Here is a 14,308-nt window from a genome sequence, read left to right on the forward strand (position 1 = left end):
TTCTCATTTAGAACAACTAAATAGCAAAATTTTTGCCTTGCTACTAAAGCTATTTCCCCGCTTCAAGATAGATCATTTACTTAATACAACTGGTATAATTTGTGAACAACCTTTATTTCATAATAGGGAACTATGGAACATTATATCTCAACGTTCATTTTTTTCTTTGCGGTCATCGACCCCATTGGCACCATTCCAGTATTTATCGCAACCACTACTGGCTTTGATATTGCGACGAAACGAAAAATAGCGGTAAAAGCTACACTGGTTGCAGCAATTGTGTTGCTGTTTTTTATTATTGCGGGCGAAATCATTTTAAACGCGATTGGTATTCCCCTACCTGCATTCGCGATTGCCGGAGGCATCGTACTGTTCATCTTTGCCATGACAATGATTTTTGGCGAGGGTAAGCCAAGTGAAGAGATTAAGTTAGACAGTAAAGCATCCGATACCGCTATTTTCCCTTTAGCAATGCCTTCTATCGCAAGCCCAGGGGCAATGCTAGCAGCCGTTTTGCTTACTAAAAACAGCGAAAACAATGTATTTGAACAACTCCAAACGTCGATTATTATGCTCAGCGTATTGGCTATCGTGTTGATATTTCTACTGGTTGCGACAAAAATTCACCAATGGATTGGTGATAGTGGCGCAAGTATCGTCAGCCGAGTAATGGGACTTATTTTAGCTTCAGTTGCAGTATCTAGTGTATTGGCGGGTATTAAAGAATATTTTATGTTGTAATAGAGAGTAACGAGAGGGTTAGCCCTCTCTTTCAACGCCAGCTCTCTTGCAATGTCATTGTTTCAAAATAAATTTCTTCACCGCTTTATTGTGTTCAGTCAGTGTTTTCGAAAAGTGGTGTCCACCATCTCCTGACGCAACAAAGTACAAGTATTCGGTTGTTGCTGGATTAAGTGCCGCATGGATCGCAGCACGAGACGGCATTGCAATGGGTGTCGGTGGCAAACCATCAATCCGATAGGTGTTATATGGTGTCTTTTCACGGATATCTTCACGTTTAATATCACCATCAAACTGCTCACCGATACCATAGATAATGGTTGGATCTGTCTGTAAACGCATGCCCTTACGCAAACGATTGATAAAAACGGAGGCAACTTTATCTCGTTCTGCGACTACACCCGTTTCTTTCTCAATAATCGAAGCCAAGATCAAGGCTTCATAAGGCGTGTTTAAAGGAAGATCTGGCATTCTATTTTGCCACTCTTCTTCAAGCACACTCTGCATTTTGGTATGGGCACGTTTAAGTAAGCGCTGTGCTGAATCATTTCCATGATAGTGGTAGGTGTCGGGGTACAACCACCCTTCAGCTGAACTTTGCGATATATTCAGTTGTGCTGTCAGCTTATCAATGTCTTGCGTTAAGTAGGGGGCGCTGAGGAGCTTGTCTTTGACTTCCCAAATGGGCATCCCTTCAATGATTGTAAAGCTAAAGTTGTGTTGCTCCCCGCGACTAATTTTGCTGATGGCATCTAGTACAGTTAGCCCTTTAAGATCGTAAAAGCCCGCTTGTAACGCGAATAACTTAGGCTCTAACTTACTATAAAGTTGATAAGGAAAGCAGTTAGATAACGCCCCGCTACGCTGCCATAGATGACATAGCTGATTGAATGTTTGCCCAGCCTTTATCTCAACTAATGGCTCAGAGATATTAAGTGGTTCAAATTTAACCTTATTTATTTGCTGAGATAACCACCATGACGCTGCTGCTATCAAAAATGCGACTATGATGAACAGTTTTTTCATTTATATTATTTCCCTAAAAATCGCCTTTTCAATTCATGTAAGTCGGCGATATCGAAATGTTTATTCTCAATTCTTACTACAGGTACCAACTGCATTAAACTATTACAAATAAATACACCATCAGCCGCTTGTAACTCGTCAAAAGCAATATTTTTGACCCTAATATCGTGTTTACTTTCAAGTGCGGTTAAAAACACGCCTTTAATGCCTGAGCCACTAAGTTCTGGTGTATACAGCCTGTTGTCTTTAATCATGATGATATTTGCCGCTGACGCTTCAATCACCCTATCATTGATGTCCGTCACAATGACATCGTCACAAACCAATGTCTGAGCATCTTGTTTAATAAGTACTTGTTCTAACCGATTCAGTGTCTTTAATCCAGCGAGTAACGGCTGAATACCCAGTTTAACCCGGCTTAATGCGACTTCAATCCCACTCTGCTGCCAAGTTGTATAGTGTGAAGGAAAAGGTAATATCTGAATACTCACACTCAGCTTAGGCGTCTCAGGAGCTTGATAACCACGGCCCCCTTCCCCTCGAGTGATAAGGAGCTTTAGCACCGCTTCCCTTTTATCTTTAACTTGCTCTTGAACCAAAGACTCGATTTCGCCTAGTCGTAACTCAGGAAAGCCCAAGCGCTGCTGACATTCCACCAGTCGGTTTCTATGAAGTGGCCACAAATCAACATTTCCATCACGGACTAACGCGGTGGTAAAAAAGCCATCGCCATAGGCCAATCCTCTGTCAGTGTTAGAAAAAAGCTGTTGATTATCCACATCACTTTCCTTTTTAAGGGTATCAAAAACATAAAAAAACTCGGCAATGCCGAGCTTTTTTATCATAACCTACTTTGCTATCAAATTACTAAGGCTGATCTACACCTTTTTAAATAGCAACGAACCGTTTGTTCCACCGAAACCAAACGAGTTACACAAAGTGTACTCTAGTTTCGCATCACGGGCAGTATGAGGCACATAATCTAAATCACAGCCTTCATCTGGGTTATCCAAGTTAATGGTCGGCGTTACTTTTTGGTCTTGCAGCGCAAGAATCGAAATAATTGATTCAACTGAGCCCGCAGCACCAAGTAAGTGACCCATCATTGATTTAGACGAGCTCACCATCACATTTTTTGCCGCAGAACCAAATACCGACTTAACAGCATGCGTCTCTGCAACGTCACCCGCTGGAGTAGAAGTGCCGTGTGCGTTGATATAGCCAACCTGCTCTGCATTGATCCCTGCATCATTCAATGCATTAACCATGGCCTGTGCAGCACCTGCACCGTCTTCTGGTGGTGATGTCATGTGATATGCATCGCCACTCATACCAAAGCCAACCAGTTCAGCATAGATCTTCGCACCACGAGCTTTCGCATGCTCATATTCTTCCAGTACGATCACACCGGCTCCATCAGCTAGCACAAAACCATCACGGTCTTTATCCCAAGGGCGAGAAGCCGCTTGCGGATCATCGTTACGCGTAGAAAGCGCACGAGCCGCGCTAAAACCACCCATACCAATTGGGGTTGACGCTTTTTCAGCACCGCCTGCTACCATCGCATCCGCGTCGCCGTACGCAATCATACGTGCCGCATGGCCAATATTATGAAGGCCAGTTGTACATGCAGTCACAATCGAAATATTTGGACCTCTCAAGCCATGCATGATGGACAAGTGGCCAGAGATCATATTGATAATGGTAGACGGAACGTAAAACGGAGAAAGCTTGCGTGGACCGCTATTTAATAGCTTAACGTGGTTTTCTTCAATAAGCGTCAAGCCACCGATACCAGAGCCGATGGCCACACCAACTCTAGCGGCATTCTCTTCGTTAACTTCAAGACCTGAGTCTTTTAAAGCCTGTACACCTGCAGCGATACCATACTGGATGAAGACATCCATTTTTTTAGCATCTTTAGGGGAAATGTACTCAGTGACATCAAAGTCGTTCACTAAACCAGCAAACTTAGTCCCGAAACCTTCTGTGTCAAAATGCGTGATATTGCGAATGCCACTACGGCCTTCTAATAAGCCCTGCCAGGTAGATGCAACATCATTACCCAGCGGCGTCAACATACCTAAGCCAGTTACTACGACTCGACGTTTAGCCACGGTGTCCTCCAAAAAGGGATTATTATAATAATTGGGGGGTCTAGAAAGAGTTAGGGCAGCGAGTGCTGCCCTAATAGAAAAGCTAGTTACTCAGCGTGAGCAGTAACGTAGTCGATAGCTGCCTGAACAGTAGTGATTTTCTCAGCTTCTTCATCAGGGATCTCTGTATCGAACTCTTCTTCTAGCGCCATTACAAGCTCAACAGTGTCTAGAGAGTCAGCACCTAAATCATCAACGAAAGACGCTTCTGATTTAACTTCTTCTTCTTTAACACCTAGTTGTTCAACAATAATTTTCTTTACGCGTTCTTGGATGTCGCTCATTCTTCTTTCCTTTATTTAAACGCTACTGCGTTAATTTTCAGATTGCGGCGCAGTTTACGACGCATCATTCTGGGATTCAAGGATTGACCCGTACTTTTTTTTCTGGTCAAACCTGTTACAAAGCTTTGGATCTTTTTATCGCCTATTTTCGCGACGATTTCAAGTACGTTGTCGACAAGATCACAAAAATTTCAATTGATTTGTGATCTTAGCGGGTTAAACCATGTACATCGCACCATTTACGTGCAAAGTTTCACCAGAAACATACGCTGCCGCATCTGATGCTAAATAAATCACAGCCGCTGCGATTTCTTCTGGCTGACCTAAACGACCTGCTGGTACATTCGCCAAAGTCGCTGCCTTTTGCTCATCAGTTAGCTCATCCGTCATATCTGTCTGAATGAAGCCCGGTGCTACAGTATTTACCGTAATACCACGAGATGCAACCTCACGTGCCAATGATTTTGTAAAACCAATTACACCAGCTTTTGCAGCAGCATAGTTAGCTTGACCCGCATTACCCATAGTGCCCACTACTGAACCAATGTTAATGATACGGCCATTTTTCTTCTTCATCATTGGGCGAAGTACCGCTTTTGATAAGCGGAAAATAGATGACAAGTTAGTATCGATGATATCATCCCACTCTTGATCTTTCATGCGCATCAGCAAGTTATCACGAGTGATACCAGCATTGTTTACCAGCACATCGATATCACCTAAGTCTGCTTTGATTGCATCCAAAGTTGCTGAGATTGAGTCGGCATTTGTCACGTTTAGCGCATAACCTTTACCATTTTCGCCTAGATACTCAGAGATACGCTCTGCTCCAGACTCACTCGTTGCAGTACCCGCAACTTTTGCACCTTGTGCCACTAAGGCGTTAGCGATTGCTTTACCAATACCTCGGCTAGCACCCGTTACTAGTACTACTTTTCCTTCTAAAGAAAATAAATTACTCATAATACTCTCGTTATTATTCTGCTGCTGCAATGGCAGCTAAATCATTTACCGACACGCACGACACTGAGCGGTCGATGCGTTTGACAAGACCCGAAATCACTTTACCAGGGCCGAACTCAAAAGTTGTTGTAACACCTTCTTTTGCAACCGCTTGTACAGTTTCAGTCCATCTTACTGGACTATAAAGCTGGCGAATAAGCGCATCTTTTATTGCTGCAGCATCTTTTGCAACAGCAACGTCAACATTGTTAATCACGTCAAACTTTGGCTCTGAAAAAGCGAGTATCTCAAGATCTTTAGCTAATTTATCAGCTGCTGGTTTCATTAATGCGCAATGAGATGGAACGCTAACGGCAAGTGGTAATGCGCGTTTAGCTCCTGCTTCTTTACACGCTTCAGAGGCTCGATTTACTGCTTCAACATGACCCGCAATCACCACTTGACCTGGTGAGTTGTAGTTTACCGGCGAAACAACATCCCCCTGTGCAGATTCGGCACACACCTTAGCAATCACGTCATCATCTAAACCAATAATTGCCGCCATTGAACCCGTACCAGCAGGAACTGCTTCTTGCATGTATAAACCACGTTTTTCAACTAACTTAACGGCATCTGCAAGGGTTAATACTTCTGCACATACTAATGCAGAGTATTCGCCTAGACTATGGCCTGCTAACGTCAGTTCATCTTCAACACCTTTCTCTTGCCACGCTCTAAAGATAGCGACACTTGCGGTCAATAATGCTGGTTGAGTACGGTGCGTTTGGTTTAATTCTTCTTCAGGACCATTTAGCACAAGTTCGGCTAAATCGTAGCCTAGTGCTTCTGACGCTTCAGCGAACGTCGCTTTAACGATGTCAGAAGATGCTAATAATTCAGATAACATGCCCACGCTTTGTGAGCCCTGCCCTGGGAAAAATAATGCGATTTTTTGTGACATATTGTGCTCTTATTTTCTCTGTTGTCGCCACGTCCTCATGTCACTTAGAAGTGTTAGGGATGCGGACCTGACGGTTGTTTTTCTGTGTCGACCTGAGCAAACACCGTTTGGATCTTTTCAGGGATCTTACGTTGTACTTCTTGCGCAGCTTCTTCAATCGCGGCTAAAAATGCCTTAGTTGTGGCATTTCCGTGACTTTTCACAACAATACCGCGCAATCCTACCAGACTTGCACCGTTATACTGGTCGGGGTTCACCCTTCTATACAATTTTTTTATAACGGGTCGAAGTAAAAAGGCCAACGCTTTATAAAAAAAGTGCTTTTTTAACGCTTTGCTAAACTTATGCATGATGAGTTTGGCAATCCCTTCACAGGTTTTCAAGGCAACGTTGCCGACAAATCCCTCACACACAATAACATCGGCTTTGCCAGAGAACATATCGCTCCCCTCACAATAGCCTTGATAATTAATAACAGATGAGGATTTCATTAATTTTGCAGCTTGCTTGATACCATCATGACCTTTGATTTCTTCAGAGCCAATGTTTAGCAAGCACACTTTAGGTGAAGGAATATTTAATGCCTCTCCAGCCACGATTGAGCCCATAATACCAAACTGATAGAGGGTCTCAGGGTCACAATGCACATTCGCACCAAGATCAAGCAGATAAACGGGCTGTTTTTTCTCTGTTGGAACGGCTGAAATTAACGCGGGACGCTTGATGCCAGGCAACATTTTTAGCACATAGTGGGCCATAAAAAAGAGCGCACCTGTATTGCCTGAACTTACACATGCCTGCGCTTCGCCAGATTTCACCAAATCAAGCGCAATACGCATTGAAGACTGCTTTTTATTTCTAAGTGCAGAGGCAGGTTCACAACCGTTAGTGACGACTTCTTTACAGTGTTTAATTTTGAGTCTTGGATGATCCAGCATATTTGCTTTAGTCAAAGCACTTTCAATAACTTGCTGATTACCACAGAGGATTAGATTTAAATTTGGGTGCTTAAGCACAGCAGCGATGGCTGCGGGGATAGATGAACGGGGGCCGTAATCGCCCCCCATCATATCTAACGCAATGGTTAGATCAGTCAGCATAAAGTAATCTCTTACTTAGAAATTACTTTAACGCCTTTGTAGTAACCGTCAGCAGTCACGTGGTGACGACGATGAGTCTCGCCAGAAACCTGATCTACAGTTAGAGCTGGTCCACTGATCGCATCGTGTGAACGACGCATACCACGACGTGCGCGTGACTTCTTGCTTTTTTGTACCGCCATTAGCCTTCTCCTAAGAATCTTTCTTAAGTTGTTTCAAAATTTCAAATGGATTTGGTTTGCTATCTTCTGCTTCAATTTCACCAAAGCTCTTTGGCTTATCAGAATAAGAGCATAGTGCTTCATCATGCGTCGGGACTATCGGAATCGCGAGTAGCAGTTCATCTTCGACGATTTGTCTTAGATTAACTTCACCCTCTTCATCCAGTTCCAACACATCATAACGCTCGGGAAGATCATCCGACTCTGCACCTAATCCGACTGGCGAATACGCAAAGTCTTGTTCCAAATCCAACCCTAATTCATCATTACAACGCTGACATACAACAGTTAGATGGGCTCGGACTTTGCCTTGCACAACAACCAAACCTTGTTCGTCGATGTTGAAATGAATGTCTACCACTATTTCACTATTTTGATCACGCACAACTTGCTGCAATCGAGAAAGTTCTTCAAGCATTACAACACCGTCATAAGATGCTCGACGTTGCGCTGCTCTGCATGGATCAATAGTGATGGGAATTTTCACCTTTTGCATAGGGGCTGCATCATATAGATAGTTACTGTGTTAGTCAAAGTAAAAATACACTTTCCCTTTGTTTTTCGCGTTATTGCGCATTATCCTGTTGGCAATGTTGTCACAAAGATAAAAATCTCATGAAAACGCCCCTTATTCTAGCCTCAAGTTCGCCATTTAGGCAGTCAATTTTGAAAAAATTAATGCTTCCTTTTGCATCTTTTTCACCGGATGTAGATGAGCAAACACTCGAAGGTGAATCAGCGCAGCAACTTGTTGCACGGTTGAGCGAATCAAAAGCCAAAGCAGCAATAGCAAAATATCAACAAGGTGTGGTGATTGGTTCAGACCAAGTCGCGCTGTTCAACGGTGAGATCCTAGGAAAGCCGCATAATAAAGAGAACGCGATTAAGCAACTAAGCCTATTTAGTAATAATCGCGTGACTTTTTTGACTGGTTTAACCGTTTTCGACATTGAAAGCGGCAAAACGGTCACTGAAGTAGTACCGTTCTACGTTTACTTTCGCCAACTTACCCAAGCCCAGATCAGTAACTATTGTGATGCGGAAACACCTTACAACTGCGCTGGAAGCTTTAAAAGCGAAGGATTAGGGATCTGTCTGTTTGATAAACTTGAAGGAGAAGACCCCAATACCCTGATTGGCCTTCCCCTTATTCAACTCACTAAAACACTGCTCACGTTTGGTATTGATGTGCTCGCCGAGCAATCAGGCCAACAATAGCTTAGACAAGTCTTGATAGTTATCGCAAATATAAGCAGCCGATGTTTGCGATAACTGCTCTTTTGTTGCAACTCCCATAGTGACACCGATCGCGTCAATGCCTGCATTCTTCGCTAAATTCATATCAATTATCGTATCGCCTATCATGACAGCCTCTGTAGCTTCCACATTTAGTTCAGCCAAAATCTGAAGCAACATATCGGGATGCGGTTTAGACTCCGCCTCACATGCTGTCCGTGTCGTAACGAAAACATCACTCAACCCGCTTTCTGTCATCAGACGGTCAAGCCCGACTCGGCTTTTTCCTGTTGCAACCGCAACTTTGACTCCATTGCCATGTAATTGCTTTAAAAGTGTTTCAGCGCCTTCAAATAGAGGCGCTGGAGTTTTATCTTGATGTTTATAGATATACTTATAAGCCGCTATTAAAGACGCTAATTTGTCTTCATGATTTGGAAAAAGTGTCAGTATCGCTTTATCGAGAGACAGGCCGATAATACTTTTCGCCGCTTCGTTACTGACGGGTGCAATTCCACAAGATTCAGCAGCTTGATGAATGGTGTTTACGATTTTTGGCACAGAGTCCATGACGGTGCCATCCCAATCGAAAATTACACACTTATAACGCATGTTACTTCCTTAATTTAACTAAGCATGCTTCCAAAGCCCCATCCAATGGCGCCTCTACATGGTGTGTCGTTTCTGTTTTTGGGTGCATAAATCTGAGTTCTTTGGCATGCAAAAACAGCCTATTTAATCCCACTTCACGCATTTTGGCATCAAACACCTGATCGCCATACTTATCATCACACGCAATTGGATGTCCTTTGCATTGAGTATGCACTCGGATCTGGTGCGTCCTGCCTGTTACTGGTGACGCTTGCACTAAAGTTGCGGACTCAAAACGCTCGACGACTCTAAAACGAGTATGAGAAGGCTTGCCTTGCTCATGATCCACTCGCACCACTCGCTCACCTGACTTTAAGGTATTTTTACGTAGCGGTTCGGTGACATTTTTATGTTTGGCATCCCATTGCCCTGAGACCAGCGCAAGGTAATTCTTCTCCATGGTCTTTTCTCTTAACTGTTCATGAAGTCCTTTAAGCACAGCGCGGCGCTTTGAAATCAACAAACAACCCGATGTGTCGCGGTCCAAACGGTGCACCAACTCCAAACTTTGCTCTTGTGCGCGTAATGCTCTTAATGCTTCAATTAAGCCATAGCTTAAGCCGCTGCCACCATGTACCGCCATACCGGCTGGTTTATTTATAACTATCAGATACTTATCTTCATAAAGAATGGCATCTTCTAAGTTTGCGACTTTATCTAGATTTTTAGGCACAAACTCTGTTTTCTCCGCAACACGCACAGGTGGGATACGGATTTCATCATTGATTTGTAGTTTATATACAGGCTTCACCCGCTTTTTGTTTACGCGCACTTCCCCTTTACGAAGAATTTTATATACGGCGCTTTTTGGCACCCCTTTCAAATGCGTAACTAAAAAGTTATCGATCCTTTGACCTTCTTGGTCTTCCGTCACGGTAACGAAGCTAACTTGTAATGCGGGTTTCTCTGACATTGCCTAATCACTGATTTGAGTAATAATTTAGTTGCTATCTCGACATTATTAGTGGGATAATCAGGCCGCAAATTTTTGCGAGGTGCTTTTTATCGCAAAAACAATATCGTGATGCACATCTTGGATGGCAGATCATACAGATTAGAGCTAATATTTCCAAAGCTTTTATCATACATCTAAGATAAACACGTGCGAACAGTCAATGCGAAGCGCGTAATATTTCGTTTAATGACTGGACACGATGAACAAATCAAAAAGCAAGAAATTAAAATTTGTCTGATACGTTTACCACAGTTGCAGTAATACCCGTGCATAGCAGGCCGCAACTCGTGAATAACCACAAAGCAATCAAGTCAAAAGATGGTGATAGCCAAGCTTGGCAAACCAAGCTCAACTTGCCCCGTGCATGACTACTTTGTGAAACGAATAAACGTGCAAAGAGCGAACGATGGATCAGTGATTTTACCCTGATTTAAAGCGGAAACTGTGAATATGTTCCCTTTCCCCCAGTCGTGAGACTGCATCATTTAATAGGAACATCCAAGGTGTAGCACGCTGTCGCTGGCAAGACGTATCAGGCGCTGTAAATAATTAAGTAGAGAATTACAATATGAAACGTATGCTGATCAATGCAACGCAGCAAGAAGAAATGCGCGTGGCACTGGTTGACGGCCAGCGTCTATACGATCTAGATATAGAAAGCCCTGGTCACGAACAGAAAAAAGCCAATATCTATAAGGGTAAAATTACCCGTATCGAACCATCCCTAGAAGCCGCATTTGTTGATTATGGCGCTGAGCGTCACGGATTCCTTCCTTTAAAAGAAATCGCTAAAACGTATTTCCCAGATGGCTACACATTCAATGGTCGTCCTAACATCAAAGACGTGATCAAAGAAGGTCAAGAAGTCATCGTTCAGGTTGATAAAGAAGAACGTGGTCAAAAAGGTGCGGCACTTACAACGTTTATCAGCGTCGCTGGTAGCTACTTGGTATTAATGCCAAATAACCCAAGAGCTGGCGGTATTTCACGTCGTATCGAAGGTGATGAGCGCATTGAGCTTAAAGAAGCATTGAGTCGCTTAAACGTACCTAAAGGTATGGGTCTTATCGTACGCACCGCGGGCGTAGGTAAATCTTTCGAAGAACTAGAGTACGACCTTAAAGCGTTACTTGTTCATTGGGACGCAATCCAAAACGCAGCAAATAGCGGTAAAGCACCTTTCTTAATTCACCAAGAAAGTAACGTGATCTTCCGTGCTATTCGCGATTATTTACGTCGTGATATCGGTGAGATCCTAATTGATAAACCGCGTGTTTTTGAAGAAGCGAAAGCGCATATCGAGCGTTTCCGTCCAGATTTCATCAATCGTGTTAAGCTTTATCAAAACGATGTGCCGTTATTCACGCATTATCAAATTGAGAGTCAGATTGAGTCAGCTTTCCAGCGTGAAGTGCGTTTGCCTTCAGGTGGTTCTATCGTTATTGATCCAACAGAAGCACTCACTTCTATCGATATCAACTCGTCAAAAGCGACGAAAGGTGGCGATATCGAAGAGACTGCGCTGAATACTAACCTAGAAGCGGCTGACGAGATTGCACGCCAGTTACGTTTACGTGACTTAGGTGGATTAATCGTTATCGACTTTATCGATATGACTCCGCCTCGCCATCAACGTGAAGTAGAAAACCGCTTGAAAGAAGCCGTTCGTACTGACCGTGCTCGCGTGCAAATCGGTAAGATTTCTCGTTTCGGCTTATTAGAAATGTCGCGTCAACGTTTGCGTCCGTCTTTAGGTGAAGCGAGCCAACATACGTGTCCACGCTGTGACGGCCAAGGCACCATTCGCTCAAACGAATCCATTGCTTTGTCTATCTTGCGTCTAATCGAAGAAGAAGCGATCAAAGATAATACCGCTCAGGTCAACGCCCAAGTGCCTGTCGCTGTTGGTGCTTATCTTTTAAATGAAAAGCGTCGTTCTGTGCAACGCATCGAAAAGCGCCACGAGTGCCACGTTGTTATCATCCCTAATCAACACCTAGAAACACCTCACTATGAAGTGGTTAGGTTGCGTAAAGATGAAACAACAGAAGCTGCAAGCTATGAGCAGATCACCGCGCCAGAGCCTGAAGTCGTTGAAATTGCTCGAGCTCAAGCGATTGTGAAAGAGGAGCCTGTGTTAAAAGGTGTCGTTATGCCTGATGCACCAGCACCGGCGCCTGCGCCAGCCCCTACTCCAGCTCAAACAGCAAAACCACAAACGCGTAAGCCACAAGCACAACCTGCTCAAAACGGCACCAGCCTGTTTGCAAAGATTGGTCAATGGTTCAAGAGCCTATTTGCTAGTGACAGCGATAACCAAGAAGAAAACAAGCCTTCTGAAGAAAAATCATCACGCGATAACAACCGTGATAATCGCCGTCGCAATAATAACAATCGTCGTCGTAACAATAACCGCCGTCGTAACGATCAACAAAAAGACACAACGGTTGAATCGAAAGACGAAAACAACAGTAACGAGCAACGTGGTGATAACCGCAAACGCCGTCGTCCAAATAACAGAAAGCGCCAAGATCAGGACAAAGCAAACCGTCCAGCTAAGGAGCCTGTAAACGATAACGTTGAAACGGTTGAGGCTAAAGACGCGCCAGTTAAAGAAGCGACAGTAAAACCACGCAGACAAAGACGTAATCTTCGCAAGAAGGTACGTGTGGAAGAAACCAATGCGCAGGATACTAACACGTCAGAGCAAGCTAGCACTGAAGAAGTGAAAGTAGAAGCAAAGCCGCTTGAACAACCAGCGAAAACGGCAGCTGAGTCTAAAGCTGAACAAAAGCCAAGGCAAAGAAAAGCGAAACCTGTCGCTGACAAATCAGAACAAGAGTCTGCAACTAACGAACATGTAGCAGCACCTTCTGAACAAGCTGACGTACACGCTCAAGCAAAGCAGCAAGAAACTGCTAACACTGAGCGCCACGAACAAAACGATGTTACCGAGGTGGTATCTGCCGAACTTTCAGAATCGCAAAATGATGACGAAAATAAAGAAGGCCGCACTCGTTCTAGACGTTCTCCGCGTCATCTGAGAGCGGCAGGTCAACGTCGCCGTCGTCAGGATACGCCTGAAAAAGGTCAAGCTGCTGCATTTGTGCCCGTTGCAGATCAAGCAGCTGCAGAATACGAAGCAGAGCTAAAAGCAAAATCTTCTTCTGACATTGACGTTCAAGAAGGTGTACAGCAAGAAGCAAATACAGTTGAGACTCAATTGTCACCTGAAGCGGTAACTGAAGATAATGCGCCAGCGGCAGAAGTGACAGTTTCTGAGACACACACTGATGCAGAGCAGCATGTCGAAACTAAGCCAGCCGAAGCACAGGTTGACGAAAATGCAGCGCAAGAAGCGGAGCCTGTAAAAGAAGTTGAGGCAAGTACTGCTGAAGCACCATTGCAACAAGCTGCACAGCCCGAAACATCCGCAAGTGCTGACGAAGTAGTCGCAGAAGCAGTAGAAGCTATGCCGCAAGAAGCAGCAAAAGAGGTGAAAGCTGAGCCAATCGCTGACACAGTAGAGGCTGAACAAGTTGAATCTACAGAGGAAAAAGTTGAGGCTGAAACTGCAGTTGTAGAAGAAGCTCAGGCTTCTGACACTGAGGCAACACCTGAAGTTCAGGAGCCAGCAGCCGAGGCACCGGCAACAGAAGCGGTTGAGGAAACAACAGCTGCTGAAACAGTTACTGAATCTTCAACTGAAGATACACCAGTCGCTGAAACAGTTGAAGCACCTACTCAACAAGTAGTAAACAGCAATTCAGTACAAAGCCGTATACGCTTCAACCAAACGGCTGCCGCGCCAATGACAAAAGCACAAAGTGTGATTGAGGATGTCGTGGTAGAAACACCATCTGCGATGCCACATGAACAGCGTCAGACTGTGGCGAATAGCGGATCAGGTGTTGGCTCTAAGTCACCAACAGGCAGAGCAAGCGCCGACATGGCCTCTCCTGCTCAGGTTGACTAAGCAGTAATTGAAAAGCCAGTCTTTTTAGACTGGCTTTTTTGTGTCCGAATTTTACTGAG

The 14,308-nt window shown here is 44.1% G+C and carries 14 protein-coding genes; 3 read left to right on the forward strand and 11 right to left on the reverse strand.

Going from position 1 to position 14,308, the window contains the following annotated elements; genetic code table 11:
* The first annotated feature begins 132 nt into the window (after window positions 1-132).
* Window positions 133-741 (forward strand): MarC family protein, encoded by a 609-nt coding sequence (locus tag MHN32_RS18075; protein WP_017219127.1) that lies wholly within the window; start codon window positions 133-135, stop codon window positions 739-741.
* A 54-nt stretch (window positions 742-795) separates the two neighbouring features.
* Here MHN32_RS18075 and mltG read toward each other — a convergent pair whose 3' ends face one another.
* The 9 genes from mltG to yceD form a co-directional block, all read right to left on the reverse strand.
* Window positions 796-1,767, reverse strand: coding sequence for an endolytic transglycosylase MltG (gene mltG, locus MHN32_RS18080; RefSeq protein ID WP_102056956.1), 972 nt, complete (start codon window positions 1,765-1,767; stop codon window positions 796-798).
* A gap of 5 nt (window positions 1,768-1,772) precedes the next feature.
* Window positions 1,773-2,612: an aminodeoxychorismate lyase gene (gene pabC / locus MHN32_RS18085; RefSeq protein WP_206470957.1), complete on the reverse strand. Its 840-nt coding sequence runs from the start codon at window positions 2,610-2,612 to the stop codon at window positions 1,773-1,775.
* A 33-nt stretch (window positions 2,613-2,645) separates the two neighbouring features.
* Window positions 2,646-3,884 carry a beta-ketoacyl-ACP synthase II gene (gene fabF, locus MHN32_RS18090; protein WP_010604997.1) on the reverse strand — a complete coding sequence of 413 codons (1,239 nt, stop codon included), beginning with the start codon at window positions 3,882-3,884 and terminating at the stop codon, window positions 2,646-2,648.
* 86 nt (window positions 3,885-3,970) lie between these two features.
* The gene (gene acpP, locus MHN32_RS18095; RefSeq protein WP_010374019.1) at window positions 3,971-4,207 is read right to left on the reverse strand and encodes an acyl carrier protein; all 237 of its coding nucleotides are present in this window, start codon (window positions 4,205-4,207) and stop codon (window positions 3,971-3,973) included.
* 216 nt (window positions 4,208-4,423) lie between these two features.
* Window positions 4,424-5,170 (reverse strand): 3-oxoacyl-ACP reductase FabG, encoded by a 747-nt coding sequence (gene fabG / locus MHN32_RS18100; protein ID WP_239422460.1) that lies wholly within the window; start codon window positions 5,168-5,170, stop codon window positions 4,424-4,426.
* Between the two features lie 13 nt (window positions 5,171-5,183).
* The gene (fabD, locus tag MHN32_RS18105; protein ID WP_239422461.1) at window positions 5,184-6,110 is read right to left on the reverse strand and encodes an ACP S-malonyltransferase; all 927 of its coding nucleotides are present in this window, start codon (window positions 6,108-6,110) and stop codon (window positions 5,184-5,186) included.
* Window positions 6,111-6,163: 53 nt separating this feature from the next.
* Entirely contained in the window at window positions 6,164-7,210 is a 1,047-nt protein-coding gene (gene plsX / locus MHN32_RS18110) for a phosphate acyltransferase PlsX (RefSeq protein ID WP_010605000.1), read from the reverse strand.
* A gap of 11 nt (window positions 7,211-7,221) precedes the next feature.
* On the reverse strand, window positions 7,222-7,392 hold the full coding sequence (gene rpmF / locus MHN32_RS18115; protein WP_010374010.1) for a 50S ribosomal protein L32: 171 nt from the start codon (window positions 7,390-7,392) through the stop codon (window positions 7,222-7,224).
* A 10-nt stretch (window positions 7,393-7,402) separates the two neighbouring features.
* On the reverse strand, window positions 7,403-7,927 hold the full coding sequence (gene yceD, locus MHN32_RS18120; protein ID WP_239422462.1) for a 23S rRNA accumulation protein YceD: 525 nt from the start codon (window positions 7,925-7,927) through the stop codon (window positions 7,403-7,405).
* A 119-nt stretch (window positions 7,928-8,046) separates the two neighbouring features.
* On the opposite strand from yceD, the gene MHN32_RS18125 reads away from it, so the two are divergent.
* Window positions 8,047-8,649 (forward strand): nucleoside triphosphate pyrophosphatase, encoded by a 603-nt coding sequence (locus MHN32_RS18125; protein WP_010605001.1) that lies wholly within the window; start codon window positions 8,047-8,049, stop codon window positions 8,647-8,649.
* Here MHN32_RS18125 and MHN32_RS18130 read toward each other — a convergent pair.
* Together MHN32_RS18130 and rluC are read right to left on the reverse strand one after the other, a co-directional pair.
* A complete protein-coding gene (locus MHN32_RS18130) occupies window positions 8,635-9,279 on the reverse strand; it encodes an HAD-IIIA family hydrolase (protein ID WP_239422463.1) in 645 nt (214 codons plus the stop codon). The two genes, MHN32_RS18125 and MHN32_RS18130, sit on opposite strands and share 15 nt — an antisense overlap.
* A gap of 1 nt (window position 9,280) precedes the next feature.
* A complete protein-coding gene (gene rluC, locus MHN32_RS18135; protein WP_239422464.1) occupies window positions 9,281-10,231 on the reverse strand; it encodes a 23S rRNA pseudouridine(955/2504/2580) synthase RluC in 951 nt (316 codons plus the stop codon).
* 610 nt (window positions 10,232-10,841) lie between these two features.
* On the opposite strand from rluC, the gene rne reads away from it, so the two are divergent.
* The gene (gene rne / locus MHN32_RS18140) at window positions 10,842-14,249 is read left to right on the forward strand and encodes a ribonuclease E (RefSeq protein WP_239422465.1); all 3,408 of its coding nucleotides are present in this window, start codon (window positions 10,842-10,844) and stop codon (window positions 14,247-14,249) included.
* Window positions 14,250-14,308 lie beyond the last annotated feature (59 nt).

The sequence above is a fragment of the Pseudoalteromonas sp. Of11M-6 genome, assembly GCF_022347905.1.
Taxonomy (GTDB): Bacteria; Pseudomonadota; Gammaproteobacteria; order Enterobacterales; family Alteromonadaceae; genus Pseudoalteromonas.